This is a genomic window from Parafrankia sp. FMc2 (genome assembly GCF_041008525.1).
Classification (GTDB): domain Bacteria; phylum Actinomycetota; class Actinomycetes; order Frankiales; family Frankiaceae; genus Parafrankia.
The window spans coordinates 16,400-31,780 of record NZ_JBFLUG010000091.1; the positions used below are offsets into that span (position 1 = coordinate 16,400).

General features: G+C 70.3%; 12 protein-coding genes and 4 pseudogenes. 7 read left to right on the forward strand and 9 right to left on the reverse strand.

The features are described from left to right. Positions 1–391: 391 nt before the first annotated feature. Positions 392–1,637 (forward strand): annotated as a pseudogene (locus AB1460_RS25275) (epoxide hydrolase family protein). A 50-nt stretch (positions 1,638–1,687) separates the two neighbouring features. Here the strand turns inward: AB1460_RS25275 and AB1460_RS25280 are convergent. Then, positions 1,688–1,813, reverse strand: a pseudogene (locus tag AB1460_RS25280) (hypothetical protein); the annotation flags it as partial. Between AB1460_RS25280 and AB1460_RS25285 the strand changes: the two are divergent. Then, positions 1,807–2,619 (forward strand): class I SAM-dependent methyltransferase, encoded by an 813-nt coding sequence (locus tag AB1460_RS25285; protein ID WP_368964598.1) that lies wholly within the window; start codon positions 1,807–1,809, stop codon positions 2,617–2,619. The pseudogene AB1460_RS25280 and the gene AB1460_RS25285 sit on opposite strands and share 7 nt — an antisense overlap. Before the next feature lie 52 nt (positions 2,620–2,671). Here AB1460_RS25285 and AB1460_RS25290 read toward each other — a convergent pair whose 3' ends face one another. Together AB1460_RS25290 and AB1460_RS25295 are read right to left on the reverse strand one after the other, a co-directional pair. Continuing rightward, positions 2,672–4,264 (reverse strand): FAD-binding protein, encoded by a 1,593-nt coding sequence (locus tag AB1460_RS25290; protein ID WP_368964599.1) that lies wholly within the window; start codon positions 4,262–4,264, stop codon positions 2,672–2,674. 61 nt (positions 4,265–4,325) lie between these two features. Next, positions 4,326–5,654 (reverse strand): hypothetical protein, encoded by a 1,329-nt coding sequence (locus tag AB1460_RS25295; protein ID WP_368964600.1) that lies wholly within the window; start codon positions 5,652–5,654, stop codon positions 4,326–4,328. Between the two features lie 330 nt (positions 5,655–5,984). Between AB1460_RS25295 and AB1460_RS25300 the strand changes: the two genes are divergently transcribed. Continuing rightward, positions 5,985–6,614, forward strand: a complete 630-nt coding sequence (locus AB1460_RS25300; protein ID WP_368964601.1) for a class I SAM-dependent methyltransferase — start codon at positions 5,985–5,987, stop codon at positions 6,612–6,614. Here the strand turns inward: AB1460_RS25300 and AB1460_RS25305 are convergent. Further along, positions 6,569–6,978, reverse strand: a pseudogene (locus tag AB1460_RS25305) (MerR family transcriptional regulator). The gene AB1460_RS25300 and the pseudogene AB1460_RS25305 overlap by 46 nt on opposite strands. Positions 6,979–7,028: 50 nt before the next feature. Between AB1460_RS25305 and AB1460_RS25310 the strand changes: the two are divergent. Both AB1460_RS25310 and AB1460_RS25315 read left to right on the forward strand, forming a co-directional pair. Next, a complete protein-coding gene (locus AB1460_RS25310; protein WP_368964602.1) occupies positions 7,029–7,919 on the forward strand; it encodes an NAD(P)-dependent oxidoreductase in 891 nt (296 codons plus the stop codon). Positions 7,920–8,088: 169 nt separating this feature from the next. Continuing rightward, positions 8,089–9,546: an FAD-dependent monooxygenase gene (locus tag AB1460_RS25315; RefSeq protein ID WP_368964603.1), complete on the forward strand. Its 1,458-nt coding sequence runs from the start codon at positions 8,089–8,091 to the stop codon at positions 9,544–9,546. 67 nt (positions 9,547–9,613) lie between these two features. On the opposite strand, the gene AB1460_RS25320 is transcribed toward AB1460_RS25315, so the two are convergent. Further along, a complete protein-coding gene (locus tag AB1460_RS25320) occupies positions 9,614–10,192 on the reverse strand; it encodes an NUDIX domain-containing protein (RefSeq protein WP_368964604.1) in 579 nt (192 codons plus the stop codon). A 286-nt stretch (positions 10,193–10,478) separates the two neighbouring features. Here AB1460_RS25320 and AB1460_RS25325 point away from each other — a divergent pair. Beyond that, positions 10,479–10,793: pseudogene (locus tag AB1460_RS25325) on the forward strand (helix-turn-helix domain-containing protein); the annotation flags it as partial. Between the two features lie 49 nt (positions 10,794–10,842). After that, the gene (locus AB1460_RS25330; protein WP_420497355.1) at positions 10,843–11,850 is read left to right on the forward strand and encodes a 1-aminocyclopropane-1-carboxylate deaminase/D-cysteine desulfhydrase; all 1,008 of its coding nucleotides are present in this window, start codon (positions 10,843–10,845) and stop codon (positions 11,848–11,850) included. A 52-nt stretch (positions 11,851–11,902) separates the two neighbouring features. On the opposite strand, the gene AB1460_RS25335 is transcribed toward AB1460_RS25330, so the two are convergent. The 4 genes from AB1460_RS25335 to AB1460_RS25350 form a co-directional block, all read right to left on the reverse strand. Then, on the reverse strand, positions 11,903–12,898 hold the full coding sequence (locus AB1460_RS25335) for an ABC transporter ATP-binding protein (protein WP_368964612.1): 996 nt from the start codon (positions 12,896–12,898) through the stop codon (positions 11,903–11,905). A 111-nt stretch (positions 12,899–13,009) separates the two neighbouring features. Continuing rightward, entirely contained in the window at positions 13,010–13,951 is a 942-nt protein-coding gene (locus AB1460_RS25340) for an ABC transporter permease (RefSeq protein WP_368964605.1), read from the reverse strand. Further along, entirely contained in the window at positions 13,944–14,750 is an 807-nt protein-coding gene (locus AB1460_RS25345) for an ABC transporter permease (protein ID WP_368964606.1), read from the reverse strand. The genes AB1460_RS25340 and AB1460_RS25345 overlap by 8 nt, the downstream gene beginning before the upstream one ends. Before the next feature lie 97 nt (positions 14,751–14,847). After that, positions 14,848–15,324, reverse strand: coding sequence for an NUDIX domain-containing protein (locus AB1460_RS25350; RefSeq protein ID WP_368964607.1), 477 nt, complete (start codon positions 15,322–15,324; stop codon positions 14,848–14,850). Positions 15,325–15,381: the final 57 nt, after the last annotated feature.

Here is a 15,381-nt window from a genome sequence, read left to right on the forward strand (position 1 = left end):
ACAACCCTCGCCGCTCGGCGTTGGTCGAGTTCACCAGGATGGCGCCGCTGACCTGCAGTGTGCCCGGGTGCACATACAGCGCGTCCTGCGTGGTGGCGTCCAGGACGCACAGCAACGCCGTGCACGGCGACGCCGCGGCCGCCCGGTCCGGGGCAACGACGGTCCCGCCGGCCATGGTGGCAGCCAGCAGCACCACCGCCCATACCAGCCGCATCCGGCACCGCACCCCGACCGGCCGCGCCGCCACGATCACCCAACCGACCTGCATGTTACGTAACGTTACAAGAACTGGCCCATCGCATCACGTAGCGTGGCGGTGGAAGGTGCGACGGATACGTGGATCCGGTCCTGCTCGACGGTGCGCACATCGCCAGAGCAGGAGAATCATGCCGTGACCCCCCTGCACGCCTTCCCCCTGGAGCCCACCCCGATCCACGTGTCCGACGACGTCCTCGAGGACCTGCGCACCCGTCTCACCCTGACCCGCCCGCCGCTGGACGAGGGCAACGAGGACTGGTCCTACGGTGTCCCGGCCAGCTATCTGCGTGAGCTCGTCGTCTACTGGCGGGACGGCTACGACTGGCGCAGGGCCGAGGCCGCGATCAACGCCTACGAGCACTACCAGGTAAGCGTCGCCGGTGTCCCCGTGCACTTCCTGCGCAGACCCGGCCGCGGCCCCCGCCCGATCCCGCTGATCCTCACCCACGGCTGGCCGTGGACGTTCTGGCACTGGTCGAAGGTGATCGACCCGCTCGCCGACCCGGCCGCGTTCGGCGGTGACCCCGCCGACGCGTTCGACGTCCTCGTGCCGTCCCTGCCCGGCTTCGGTTTCCCCGGCCCGCTCACCGGCTTCCCCGACGTCAACTTCTGGAAGGTCGCCGACCTCTGGCACACCCTGATGACCGGCACCCTCGGCTACGAGAAGTACGCCGCGGGGGGCTGCGACATCGGCGGGATCGTCACCAGCCAGCTCGGCCACAAGTACGCCGGCTCGCTGTACGGCATCCACATCGGCTCCGGGCTGCCCCTCGACTTCTTCACCGGCCCCCGCGCCTGGGACTTCGCCCGCAACCGGCCTCTCACCGACGACCAGCCCGCCGACGTCCGCGCCCGCATCGTCGAACTGGACCGCCGCTCGGCGTCCCACCTCGCCGTGCACATGCTCGACGGCGCGACCCTGGCCCACGGGCTCGCCGACTCACCCGCCGGCCTGCTCGCCTGGCTGCTGGAACGCCTGGAACGCCTGGAACGCCTGGAGCGACAACGGCGACGACGTCGAGTCCGTCTTCAGCCGGGACGACCTGCTCACCCACGCCACGATCTACTGGGTGAACAACTCCATCGCCACCGCGATGCGGTACTACGCGAACGCCAACCGCTACCCGTGGACCCCCGCCCACGACCGCACCCCGGTCGTGCAGGCCCCGGTCGGCCTCACCTTCGTCACCTACGAGAACCCACCCGGCATCCACACCGCCCACGAGCGGATCCGGGCGTTCACGACCGGCCCGCAGGGCGACTGGTTCCACCACGTCAACGTCAACGCCCACGACCGCGGCGGCCACTTCATCCCCTGGGAGAACCCCGACGCCTGGGTCAGCGACCTGCGCCGCACCTTCCACGGCCGCAGGCCCTGAGCGACCCCCGCGGTCGTCTCGGCCCCCGATCCTCCGGGTAGCTCGGTTCCGGTCTCCTCGGCCACCTCGCGGCGGGCGCCCTCCCGCGGAGTCCCGCCTTCTTCCAGACGCCCGCGGCGTCCCCCGTACGGGTCGAGTCTGGCCGCGGACGCCTCGAACGGATGGTGCGATGGCAGGGCTGCACCGGCGTGACCTCGGCCGGGTGTTCGACGAGGTGCCGGACCTCTACGACCGGGTCCGGCCGACCTACCCCGACGCGCTGTTCGCGGACCTCGCCGCCGTCACCGGCCTGAACGCACGGTCGCTGGTGCTGGAAGTCGGCTGCGGTACCGGGCAGGCGACACGGTCACTGGCAGCGTTCGGATGCCCGGTGACCGCGGTCGAGGCAGGCCCGGCGATGGCGGCGCTTGCCCGCCGACGCCTCGCCGCCTTCGGCAACGTCGACGTCGAGACGTCGACGTTCGAGGAGTGGAACGACCGCGGACGACGCTTCGACAGTGTCGTGGCCGCGTCGGCGTGGCACTGGGTGGACCCGTCGACGGGCTGGCACCGGGCCCACGACCTGCTCCGTCCCGGGGGGTGGCTGGCGCTGGTCGACAACGTGGTCGTGCGCCGTCCGGGTGAGCCGGAGGTGTACGCCGAGACCACGGATCTGCATGAACGGTTCTCCCCCGGGAACGCCGCCTGGAGTCACCCGCCGTTCGAGGCCGAGGTGCGTCTTGGGGACCAGGGCTGGGGCGCGGTCGACGCTCCTCCCGGTCTGTTCGGGTGGCCGGTCGTGCGCGGGTATCCGACCGTTCAGTGGTTCGACGGCGGCGGCTTCGCCGATCTTCTGCGCTCGACGTCGCCCTACCGCAGGCTCGATCACCACGTCCGTGAGCCTCTGCTCGACGCCGTCGCGGAGCGGATCCGGACGCGGATGGGTGATCGGGTCGCACGCCGGTACCTGAGCGTCCTGCGCGTCGCACAGCGCGCCGGGTGAATCCAGGGGCGGGGGCCCGGAGCCACCCCGGCGAGCTGTACGGCATTCCCCGTCACTCCACGGGAATCGACTGCGCATGATGGAAGATGTTCGCCGGATCCCAGCGGCGCTTCACGGCAACGAGGTTCCGTTCGTTGGCGCGGAAGTTGTGGAGAAAGTAGAGCCACAGCGCGTCATCGACATCGCCCCTGTCGTGTGTGCCGAGAACGCTGTCCGGGTAGTTGTAGTATGCGCCTGCGACCGTTCCGTTCGGATCCTTCGCCGGGTCGGGAGTCCCGCCGTACTCGGCGTAGACCTCTCGGTAGAACTCGTTGATCCACCCCAGATGGGCGTCGGCCTGGGCGCGGTAGGGGGGCTGGTCTCCTTCGCCAGGACGCGAGGCGTTGAGCCAGTAGGTCTGGTACTGCAGCTTCATGATCGCGTCGCGTTGGGGAACTGCCGTCGCGCCGGAAGCAACCCGATTGATGGCTCCCCCGTAACTGTCGACCTGCAGGAGACTCTGGCTCATATCCGACGCGGGGACACCTGGTGGGGTCGTGTTGAGCCAGCGGTGGATCGCGGCAACCTGATGCGGCGGGAAGGCCTTGTTCATGTATGCGGACTTGTACTTGCCGAACTGGTTGGGCCCCGAACCGTTCAGCGTCTGCAGCGCTTCGAGGTAGGTGACGTGTTGCACGCTTTCATTGCCGGTGAGGGCCGTCGTCCAACCTGGGTGGCCGCCGAGCGGGTTTCGCAACGGCGTATGGTCAACGATCGCCCCGAAGCGCGTTCGCGCTTCTGTGTACCGTCGCTCGACCTCGGTCCGGTGGTCGAGGTGGGTGGTCCCTTCGGGGGACACGGCCTGGACGATCATGCCGAGCTGCCCGGACGACACATGCGTGAGCTTCAGCAGGCTGAACTCGGTCTCGGGCATGTCACTCACGAACTCTGCGTAGCAGGCAAGCAGGTCCGCGAAGGAAGCTGTGTCGATCGATGACCAGTCCCAGGAGAGGGTGTAGATCGAAGCGAGTTCCGGGGCCTCGGGCAGCTCATCGAAGTAGTAGCGCAGGATGACACCGAAATTGCCGCATCCGGCCCCCCGCAGGGCCCAGAAGAGATCTCGTTCGTCAGGCGAGGCGCTCGTCGCCGACACGTGGTGCAGCTCAGCGCTGTTCGACGACGCGTTCCAGGTCACGATGTCGACCGCGCTGAGGTGGTCGACGACCAGACCGTGCAGTCGCGACAGGAGTCCGTATCCACCGCCGGTGATGTGCCCCCCGGCGCCGACCGAGTAGCAGCTTCCCCCGGGAAGCGTCCTGTTGAAACCGTTCAGCAGGACTCGGTAAACGGACCAGTTCTCGCAGCCTGCCTCGACGAAAAAAGCGGCCCGTCGTTCGTCCCAGCCGGCACGGTTCATCGAGGACATGTCGATGAGGGCCTTGGTCGCGTCGTTGTAGATGAAGTTCTCGTAGCAGTGGCGCCCGGACACGACCTTGACGTCGCGCCCGTGGCGGGAGATGGCCTCGCCGACGTGTGTGACCGCCTCGGCATCGTTCTTGGGGACATAAACTGCTTCGAGTTGCGAGGCGAACCAGCGCCGGTCGAAGCCCTGCCGGTCACTGAGAACGACGGGACGTGAACCGATGTCCGCAGACGGGGTGGACATGTGCGGGGCTCCATGGTCGAGAAAGGGCGGTGTGTGGTCGGGAAGCGGTGCCGCGAGGGCTTCAGTAGCCGCGCTGGAGAAAACTCGCCTGGGCCTGGCTGTCGTATTCGATCGCCCCGACCTCCCAGTAGTTCTGCCAGTAGTTGGGCGTCTGGTTGCGTTGGACCATGTGATAGGTCCATTGAGCGGTCAGCAGCCAGAGGACCAGGTTCCCGGAAAGCCCGCTGATCGGACAGACCGGCTCGTCGAAGCCCGGGATGTCGAGGACGCCCGCACCGTCGTGGCTGTGTGTGTTGATGGCGACATCCACGTGGTCGCGGAGAGAGCTGGCACCTCCGTTCCCCTCGAAGGGGCCGAAGGCGACGACCATCGCGCCGATCTGCTTGGCGTACTGAGCGACCTGGATCTCGTCGCTGTTGTCGGGGCTGATCGCGCCGATGAGCACGATGTCGTTGGCCTTGAGCTGCGTCTTGTACAGGTCGTAGGGCTGCATGATCATGCTGCCGGCGGCCGTCTCGTAGGCCTCGTTGACAAACATGTTCCGAGTGCCTTCGTAGGGCGTTCCGGCCTGTGGATGTCCATACACGAGAAGGCGCGGGTGATCTGCGGCCTCCGCGAAGAGCAGGATGCGGTCGGCCCAGGCACCCGCCACGCGATCGATCACCTCGAACTCGTGCTCGCGGATCCTTTCGAAGCTCCTCAGGGCATGGTCGAGGTATTCACGGGCCGCGCCGGCACCGTCATCGGATCCCTCGGTGCTGATCTGCTTGCACAAGGCGGCGGTGCAGGCCCAGTAGACCAGGAACTGCGAGAGACCGCTCGAAGATATGATCTTGAACTCGGGAATTGCTGGAGTCGAGATGACGCCGCAGCTCCACGTGCAGCCGCTGTCGAGCACACGGTCGCAGACCTGCTCGAGTGAGGTGCTCATCTTGACCGGCAGGAGAGCCCCGACAGGGGTCTTGTAGAAGCGGACATAACTGCAGGTGATGCCGACGGTGTACGCGCCGCGGGCACGTGCCTCGTCCGGGCCGACATCGGGAATGGTTCCTTTGTCGGGGTTGATGAGCGATGCGCCGTTCGTGAGCAGGAAGTCGCCCGGCTTCATCTGGCTGTAGTCCGCCGAGATGTTCCGGTCGGCACGCTGTGGCAGCACCGAGGGCTGCCCGGGAATGCCGGGGCTGGCCGCGAACATGGCAAAGTGTCCCACCAGGACGTGCGAGAAGATCCGGCCGCCGGAGGCCTGACACTCGTAGGCGACCTTCATCGCCTCACAGATTCCAGTGATCTGGGTGTCTCGAATGTGTCGACCGATGCCCTCGATCTCCGCGCAAAAGAGCTCCATGTAGGGCGGGCCGGCGAGAGGGGGTCCAACGGAAGAGTCGTTCATACGTGTTTCCTTCCAGCTTGCACGGATGGGGTCACCTGGCGGGTACATATTCGGTGATCGCGTGGGTGGAAACGCTGAAAGGTCGACCATGCGATGATTGTCGAGTTGATACTCCGGTCGGCGAATAAGGCGAAAGCGCATTCGCTGCGTTGACGACGCCGGACATTGAAGCTTGTTGCGCATTCGGTTCTAAATCAAGAGTCTCACGTCGCGCCGTGGGTGCAAGACGGGGCCGGGGCTACGGCCGGGCCCGGCCGCACCACCCCGACAAGCTGCCGTATGGGGGGCGGCGCGATCGCTGGCGGAAACCTCGCACGTCACACTACGTCCATGGCCGATCAGTTCCATTTCGACCCGGCGACCTACCGGGACATGGTCATCGCCGAGGTCCCCTCCTACGCGACGCTCCAGGACGAGGTGGCGCGGGCGACCGCGGGGGTGGACGTCACCCGCCTGCTCGACCTGGGGGCGGGCACCGGGGAGACCACCCGCCGGGTTCTCTCCCGCCATCCCCACGCCGAGGCGGTGGCCCTCGACGAGAGCCCCGCGATGCTCCGCCACGCCATGGCGGGCCTGCCGGCACTGCAGACGCGGGTGGGACGGCTCCAGGACCCGCTGCCCGCCGGGCCGTTCGACCTGGTCGTGTCCGCGCTCGCGGTCCATCACCTCGAGGGCCCCGGCAAGGCCGACCTGTTCGTCCGGATCGCGGCTGTTCTGCGGCCGGGAGGGCGTCTGGTCCTCGGCGATGTGATCGTCCCCGCCGACCCGCGGGATGCCGTCACCCCCGTCCATGCCGAGCATGACCGGCCCAGCAGGCTGGAGGAGCAGGTCGGATGGCTGCGCGACGCGGGTCTGCGTCCCACGGTCGCCTGGCAGCACCGTGACCTGGTGGTCATCGCCGCCGACAGCATCCCTCAGCCGGGGACGGGATCCAGGTCGGCATCGTCAAAGGGTGGATAGCTTTCGCTGCCTGTCTGCTCGGCCGCATCAATGTAGGTGGCAAGGGCGTCGCGGGACTGGGCGAGCCGGTCCAGCTGGTCGTTCAGGTGCGCCAGCCGTGCGCGCATCGCGGCCAGCAGTTCGGGGCATCCGGGCAGTTCCGGGGTTTCGCCGACCGCGCAGGGCAGCAGGTACGCGATGTCTCCTCGGAGAACAGGCCGGCGCCCAGCAGGTGCCGGATCTGCGTCACCCGCAGCACGGCGGACTCGTCGTACTCGCGGTAACCGTTCGCGCGGCGGTCCGCCTCCAGCAGGCCCCGGGTCTCGTAGTAGCGCAGCTGATGGGCGTGGACGCCCGTCCGGCGACTCAGTTCCCCGATCCGCATCGAACATCTCCCTTGACCTTCACACCGGTCTCAACGTTGACGATGCTGCCATGAACGACACCACCGATACTCCTGCATCCGTCACCGTCCTCGGACTCGGGCTGATGGGCCGGGCGCTCGCCGGCGCGTTCCTGAAAGCCGGGCATCCCACAACCGTGTGGAACCGTACGACGTCCAGGGCCGACCAGCTGGTCGCCGACGGGGCGCGGCTCGCGCCGACAATCGGCGACGCGCTCACGGCAGGTTCCGTCGTGGTCCTCTGCGTCACCGACTACCAGGTCGTGCACACGCTGCTCGGCGCGCACGACGTCGACCTGGCCGGCACGACGGTGGTCAACCTGACGTCGGGGAGCTCGGCCCAGGCCCGGGACACCGCCCGCGGGGCCGAGCAGCGCGGCGCCCACTACCTGGACGGCGCGATCATGGCCGTTCCGCCGGCGATCGGGACCGCCGAGGCGGTGATTCTGCTCAGCGGCCCGCAGGCGGAGTCCGAGGCCCACCGGTCGACACTCGGCGCGCTCGGCACCGTCACCTACCTCGGCGCCGACCCGGGGCTCGCGTCCCTGTACGACGTGGCCGGCCTGGCCATGATGTGGAGCGTTCTGAACGCCTGGCTTCAGGGCACGGCCATGCTCCGCACCGCCGGCGTCGACGCCGCGACGTATGCGCCGTTCGCGCAGCAGATCGCCACCGTGGTGGCCACCTGGCTGCCGGGATACGCCGAGCAGATCGACAGCGGCGCCTTCCCCGCCACCGTGTCGGCGCTGGAGACCGACGCGCGGGCGATGACACACCTGATCGAGGAGAGCGAGGCGGTGGGCGTCGACACCGCGCTACCCACACTGATCAAAACGATGGCCGACCGCTCGATCGCCGCCGGACACGGCGGGGAGCAGTACCCCGTGCTGATCGAGGAGTTCGGAAAACCCCGCAACGACTGACGACGGCAGAACGGCGGAGCGACGGCAGGCGAAAACCCCTTTCCGCCACTTTCAACATATAGCACGCCGGGGGTCTTGCCGCAAGACCCCCGGCGCACCGCAGAATCGCAGGCCGGGCGCCGAAACCCGCGCCCACCGAGAATCCACGCGCTCACAGCGAAGAGGATCCATGCCTGATGTGATCATTGTCGGTGGCGGGCCGACCGGGCTGATGCTGGCCAGCGAACTGCGGCTGCACGGCGTGCACACCGTCATCCTGGAAAGGGAGACGGAGCCGAACAGGCACGCCCGGGCGCTGGGACTACACGTCCGCAGCATCGAAATCATGGACCAGCGTGGCCTGCTCGACCGTTTCCTCGCACACGGGGTGAAACACCCCCTCGGTGGTTTCTTCGCCGGCATCACGAAACCGTTCACCGGGCACCTCGACACCGCACACCCATACATCCTCGGCATTCCGCAGCATCGCACCGAACAGCTGCTTGCCGCCCGGGCCACCGAACTCGGCACCGAGATCCGCCGCGGCCACACCCTCGTCGGCCTCGACCAGGACGACCAGCAGGTACACGCCCGGCTCGCGGACGGCACCCGCCTGCACGCCCGGTACCTCGTCGGCGCCGACGGGGGGCGCAGCACCGTCCGCGCCGCCGCCGGTGTCGCGTTCCCCGGCGAACCCGCCGGCGTCGAATGGCTCCTCGGTGAGGTGGAGGTGACCGCCGCCCCGGACACGCTCGCCGCCGCGGCCACCGACCCCGCCGTCGCCACCGCCGGGCTGCGGTTCGGCCCCGCACCGCACACCGACGGCGTGTACCGCTTCGTCGCCCGCGCCGACGGCGTCACCGACGGGCGCCGTGCGGCGCCGCCGACACTGGCGGAGTTCCGGGCCCGGCTACGCACCCTGGCCGGCACCGACTTCGGCGCGCACACCCCCCGCTGGCTCACCCGGTTCGGGGACGCCACCCGCCAGGCCGAGCACTACCGCACCGGCCGGGTCCTGCTCGCCGGCGACGCCGCGCACATCCACCCGCCGATGGGCGGGCAGGGCCTCAACCTCGGCATTCAGGACGCGTTCAACCTCGGCTGGAAACTCGCCGCCGACGTCGCCGGCCGGGCCCCCGACGGGCTGCTCGACAGCTACCACACCGAACGCCACCCGGTCGCCGCCGACGTCCTGGACAACACCCGCGCCCAGAGCCTGCTGCTGTCCCCCGAACCGGGCCCGCGGTCCGTACGCCGGCTGCTGTCACAGCTGATGGACATCGAGGAGGTGAACCGGTACCTGATCGAGAAGATCACCGCGCTCGGAGTCCGCTACGACCACAACGGCGACGGCGACGGCGTGGCGCGGGGCCTGCGTGGCCGGCGGATCCGCGACCTCACGCTGAAGGACCACGGTCGGCTGTACCCGCTGATGCACGGTGGCCGCGGACTGCTGCTCGACCAGACCGGCGGGTTGACGGTGGCTGGCTGGTCCGACCGGGTCGACCATGTCGTCGACGTCGTCGTCGGCGACGGGCTGGACGCCCCCGCCGTCCTGCTGCGTCCCGACGGCCACGTGGCGTGGGCCGGTGACGATCAGCAGGACCTGGCCGGCGACCTGCACCGCTGGTTCGGCGCGCCCACCTGACCTCCCGCCTGACACCCCACCGGCCTGCCGCGAGCCGCCGCGACGGCCACCGGGTACCGGGTGCGCCTCAGGGGGACCGGTCGGTGAGGAAGGCACAGGCCGGCGGGGGGTTCGCGCACAGCAGCGCCCACGCGGCCAGCGTCGCCGCGTCGCGGATGACACCACCGGCGAGCATGCCCGCCCAGTCCCGGTGGCTGAACCGCCGGGCGACGAGGTCCTGCTCCTCGTCCGACGGCGCCGGCGCACCCACCCTCAGCTCGGTGGCCACGAACACCTGACAGCCCTGGTTCGCGTAGCCGTACGCGGTGAACAGCCGGCCCAGCGGGTGGAGGAGACCGGCCCGAAGCCCGGTCTCCTCCACCAGTTCCGCCCGGGCCAGCGCGGCGGGGTCGACGTCAGGATCGTCATCCCAGGAGCCCTGCGGGAACTCCCAGTACCGGCCCCCGACCGGATACCGGTACTGCTCCACCAGCCAGACACCCTCGGCATCCACCGGTACCACCAGGGCGAAGTCAGGCTTCTCCACCACACCGAAGACACCCTCGGACCCGTCGGGCCGCACGATCACATCCTCCCGCACCGTCATCCACCGGTTGGTGTACGCGACCCGGCTGGAACGGGTGGTGATCGGAAGGCCGCCGGCCATGGAACCTCGCCTCATCTCGCCGCCGTCGCTGTCTTGCTGTCTCGCTGTCTTGCTGTCTCGCTGTCTCGCTGTCTTGCTGTCTCGCTGTCGGGGTGTCGTCAGCATGGTGTCAGCCCGACATCCCCACGGTCATGCCCGGTGCGGCGGGCGACGGGTCACGCCGCGGCGCCGTTCACCCACGGGACGGCGCCGCAGACCAGTCAGCGCCAGCGCCGGCGCCGGCGGCACGTGTCCGGGGGGACGGGCCGTCCCTGGCTGTCACCGGCGGGGCGGGCATGGTGGAGACGTGGACAGAACCGAACTGGGCGACTTCCTGCGCCACTGCCGCGCCCGCCTCACCCCCGCGGACGTCGGACTGTCACCCAGCGCCCGCCGACGCACCCCGGGACTGCGCCGCGAGGAGGTGGCGCAGCTGGCCGCCATGTCCACCGACCACTACACCCGGCTCGAGCAGGCCCGCGGCTCCCGCCCGTCCCGGCAGATGCTCGCCGCCGTCGCCCGCGCGCTGCGCCTCACCGGCGACGAACGCGACCACCTTTTCTACTACACCGCCCGTCCGGGCAGCACCTCCCACGAACGGCTGGAGCTGCTGCGGGTCGTCGGCCTGCAGGACCTGACCCGGGGCGGACCCCGCGAACCCCGCGGACCCCGTGGCTGACCCCGTGGTGTGCCCGCCCGCGCCAGGGCCCGGCCCGCGGGGCCTGGCGCCGCAGCTGCCGTCACCGGTGGTCGAGATCGACGACGACCGGCTGGCCGCCCGCGGCGTGCGACTCCTCCTCAAACGGGACGACCTGATTCACACCGACGTCCCGGGGAACAAGTGGCGCAAGCTCGCGCTCAACCTGACCGCGGCCGTCGACCAGGGCCATCACACGCTGCTCACGTTCGGCGGAGCGTACTCGAACCATGTGGCCGCGACCGCCGCCGCGGGCTGGCATCACGGGCTGGCGACGGTCGGGGTGATCCGCGGGGAGGAACACCGCCCCCTCAACCCCGTCCTCGCCGCCGCGGCGGCACGCGGCATGCGGCTTATCTACCTGGACCGCACCCGCTACCGGGACCGGGACGACCCGGCGCTGCACGCCGAGCTGCACGACCGGTTCGGCCGCTTCTACCTGCTCCCCGAAGGCGGCAGCAACCCACTGGCGGTCCACGGCTGCGCCCGGCTGGCCACCGAGCTCCTCACCCAGGTCCCGACAGTGGACGTGGTCTGCGTACCGGTCGGGACCGGCGGCACCCTGGCCGGTCTCGCCGCGGGCCTCGCAGGCCTCGGGGACCCCGCCGCCGGGCACCCCATCCACCCGGACGCCAGCCGGGATGCCAGCCGGCGGGCGGTGGGAGTCGCGGTGCTGCGCGGCGGGTTCCTGCCCGCGCAGGTCGCCGCCCTGCAGCAGGCCACGTTCACCGCGGCGACGGCGAACTGGACGGTCCTCGACGGCTTCCACAGCGGCGGCTACGCCCGCCGCGACCGGACCCTCGACCTGTTCATCGCCGACTTCGCGGCCCGGCACGGCCTGACCCTGGACTGGGTGTACGGCGCGAAGATGATGCGCGCCCTCTACGCCACGGCCGGGGACCAGCACCTCCCGGCCGGGTCGACGGTCGTCGCCGTCATCACCGGCCGCTGCGACGACGGCGACGACTCAGGACGGCGGTAGGAAGGGCGGGCGAGGGCGGCGACGGTGGACGTCGCCCCGGCCACCGGCAGCACTACGGTGCGTCCGGGCCGGACACCACAGGTTCCACGGACGCCACAGGGGGTCCGGGGGACGGGCGGGTGGCCGCGTAGAGCCGGCGGACGACATCCTCGATGTCGGGTTCCTCCACGGTGAAGTCGACGACGTCGGCGATACCGGTCACCGCGGCCAGGACCCGCGCGGCGGTCGTCGTCTCCGCGTCGAACGCCAGCCGCTGCCGCAGACCGTGCGCCTCGCTGCCCAGATGACGGGCGGCGGGGATCGCGGTCAGGTCCACGGTCGGGGCGGCGAGGTCGACGACAAGCACCCGGTCGGCACCCGCGGACCCGGCCAGGCCCGGCAGGTCACCGTCGTAGGCGAGGCGACCCTGGTCGATGACCAGCACCCGCTCACAGAGCCGTTCGATGTCCCCCATGTCATGGGTCGTCAGCAGCAGGGTCGTGCCATGCGCGGCCCGTTCGGCGATCAGGAACTCGCGCAGCCGCTGCTTGGACAGGACGTCCAGGCCGATCGTCGGCTCGTCGAGGATGATCAGCCGGGGGCGGTGCAGCAGCGCCGCGGCGATCTCGGCGCGCATCCGCTGCCCCAACGACAGCTGCCGCACCGGCGTCGCGAGGAACTCACCCATCTCCAGCTGCTCCACCAGCTCACCGGTGCGGGCCCGGCCGGCGGCCGCGGGCAGCGCGTGGATCGCCGCGAGAATCCGAAAGGAGTCACGGACCGGCAGGTCCCACCACAGCTGGGACCGCTGCCCGAACACCACCCCGATCTGCCGCGCCAGACGCCGCCGGTCCTTCACCGGCCGCAACCCGCAGGTGTGCACCGTGCCACTGGTCGGCACCAGGATCCCGGCGAGCATCTTGATCGTGGTCGACTTCCCGGCGCCGTTCGCACCGATGTAACCGACCGCCTCACCGGCCCCGATCCGCACGGTGAGACCGTCGACGGCGGTCAGCCGCCGCCGGCGCATCCCGTCACGCACGCCGAACTGCCGGGTCAACCCGACCATGTCAATGATCGCCGGCGGGTCAGCGCCGCCCGTGCCGTCGTCCGTGCCGTCCGTCGCCGGTTCGGAGCCCCCGGCGCCTGCACGGGTGCTTCCTCCCATACTTCCCACGGGTCAGCCACCGCCTCCCTGGTAGTGCCGCACACCCCACCGCCAGCACAGCAGCGCCATCGCCCACGTCCACCCGGCGGCAAGCGGGCCGCACCAGCCCAACCAGCTCGGCAGCCACCCCGGCCCGGGCAGGCCGAGCAGCGCCAGCGTCGGCAGATAGCCGGTGAACGCCATCGGGAAGAAGAACCCGAACAGCACGACCAGCGGCCGTGACCACACCGACGCCGGCTGCGTCGCGGCATACCGGCCGCCGTACACGAACGCGTTCGTCATCTCCCGGCCGTCGAGGAGGAAGAACTGCAGCCCCCCGGCCCAGACGAACATCGCCGCGAACATCGCGCACCCGCTGAGCAGCGCCGTCACCAGCAGCAGCACCGAACCCGGCCCCCACGGCACGTCACAGACGACCACGCCGGCACTCAGCGCGGCGACACCGACCGCCGCCCGGGCCAGCCGGCGCAGACTCAGCTCACTGGTGACCAGCTGCGCCAACAGCGGCTGCGGCCGCAGGTAGAACACGTCGAACGTGCCGGCCCGCAGATAGGTCGGCAGCCGGTCGCAGTGCCCGAACACCAGATCCGCGAGGGAGAACGCCAGGTCCGCCAGGCCGAACACCAGCAACATCTGCCGGAACTCCAACCCACCCAGCCCCGACGTGGCATGAAAGATCACCCACACCTCGGCGAGTTCGACCACGGCGGACAGCAGCGAGCTGAGCAGATCCAGGGCGAAGTTCGTCCGGTAGGACGTCTGGGAGCGGGCCCGCGACGCCAACACCGCCCGGTACGGCCGCAGCCGCTCCCGCACGGTCACCGACCCCCGGCCACCCCGGCCACCCCGGTCGACACCTCCGGCGCCCCGCACATCCACCGCACCCGCATCCACACCCGCAGCGGTGACCATGGCCGTGGTCACCGTGGTCGCCGTGGTCGCCGGTTCAACCACCCTGGATCTCCAGGCGGCGCCGGCCGGCCCGGGTCAACAGCGCACCGAGCCCCCCGACCCCGACCAGCCAGCCGACCTGCACCGCGACCAGCCCGACCGCACCGGCGGCGTCCACCTGCCCGGCGAGCATGTCCACCGGGTACATCAGCATCGACGGGAACGGGGTGGCCTGCGCCAGCAACTCCAACCAGCCCGGGAACAACCCGATCGGCACGAACAACCCGGCGAGGAACCCGGAGACCACCATGTAGACCAGCTGCACCCCGCGGGTCTCCACCAGCCAGAACCCCACCGCCGCCACCAGATACACCGTCGCCGCCGAGATCACCACCGCCAGCAGCAGCCCCACCACCGCCAGCACCCACACCGCCACCGACCCCGGCCAGGTCATGTCGACGACGACCGTGCCGATCAGCAGCTGCGGGATCCCCCGCGGCACGAACGCGAACAGCGCCTGCCCCACCTCGGTGGTGATCGTCGCGGCCTGCACGTCCAACGGGCGCAGGAAGTCGACGGTGACCTGCCCGTCCTTGATCCGCTCCGCGATGTCGCTGCCGCCCCAGAAGTTCACCGAGCCGAGCATCGCCTGCGACAGCCAGATGTAGGTGCCCATCTGCCCCTGGTCGTACCCGCCGACCTCACCACCGGCCGCGCGCACCGCCGCGAACAGCACCGCCACCTTCAACAACCCGAACGTCACGTTCGCGACCAGCCCACTGAGCGCCGCGAGCCGGTACGTCGCCTGCCGGCGGAACCCCGCCGCCAGCAACAGCCCGTACACCCGAACCGTCGCACCCATAAGAACATCAACAATACGGGTGCCCGGCTGCCCCCCGTCCGGACATCGCCGACAGGCGAGGGGTGAGGGGTGAGGGGTGAGGAAGGCGAGGGGAGTGTCAGCCGTCCGCGCCGGGACCGGCGAGCGCGAGAGCACGGGTGACCAGATGCCGCATGAGCACCGGGTCACCGCCGCGGTACCGGCCCAGGAACGCGGCCGCGGGCAGCTCCACCCGCCCCGCCGACTCGTACCCACCCTCCCACGGGGCCAGCCGGACAACCCGACCGACATAGATCACCATGTAGGTGAGATCGTCCCCGCCGAAGTAGTCGGATTCGATCACCTCGACCAGGGTCAGCGGCCCAAGGCGCGCCCGGACCTCCTCCCACACCTCCCGCCGCGCCGTCTGCTCCGCGGTCCGCTCGCCGCGCTGCACATGGCCACCCGGGATGTCGACCCCGCGAGGCAGGTCGGCGAGGAGCAGCAGCCCCGCCGCGGTCACCGTGACCACCGACGCGCTGGTCACCGCCGCGAACGGCGGCTCGAAGCCCGCCCCCCGGCAGCGCAGCGTGACCACCCCAGCCCGCACTGCCATATAACCCCCTCACCCTACCCCCCCCACCTCACCTTTACACCTCCGCTGTGCCCCCCC

Coding starts and splice junctions, on each gene's coding strand:
- AB1460_RS25285 (WP_368964598.1), top strand. CDS start 1,807: ATGGCAGGGCTGCACCGGCGTGACCTCGGCCGGGTGTTCGACGAGGTG.
- AB1460_RS25290 (WP_368964599.1), bottom strand. CDS start 4,264: ATGTCCACCCCGTCTGCGGACATCGGTTCACGTCCCGTCGTTCTCAGT.
- AB1460_RS25295 (WP_368964600.1), bottom strand. CDS start 5,654: ATGAACGACTCTTCCGTTGGACCCCCTCTCGCCGGCCCGCCCTACATG.
- AB1460_RS25300 (WP_368964601.1), top strand. CDS start 5,985: ATGGCCGATCAGTTCCATTTCGACCCGGCGACCTACCGGGACATGGTC.
- AB1460_RS25310 (WP_368964602.1), top strand. CDS start 7,029: ATGAACGACACCACCGATACTCCTGCATCCGTCACCGTCCTCGGACTC.
- AB1460_RS25315 (WP_368964603.1), top strand. CDS start 8,089: ATGCCTGATGTGATCATTGTCGGTGGCGGGCCGACCGGGCTGATGCTG.
- AB1460_RS25320 (WP_368964604.1), bottom strand. CDS start 10,192: ATGGCCGGCGGCCTTCCGATCACCACCCGTTCCAGCCGGGTCGCGTAC.
- AB1460_RS25335 (WP_368964612.1), bottom strand. CDS start 12,898: ATGGTCGGGTTGACCCGGCAGTTCGGCGTGCGTGACGGGATGCGCCGG.
- AB1460_RS25345 (WP_368964606.1), bottom strand. CDS start 14,750: ATGGGTGCGACGGTTCGGGTGTACGGGCTGTTGCTGGCGGCGGGGTTC.
- AB1460_RS25350 (WP_368964607.1), bottom strand. CDS start 15,324: ATGGCAGTGCGGGCTGGGGTGGTCACGCTGCGCTGCCGGGGGGCGGGC.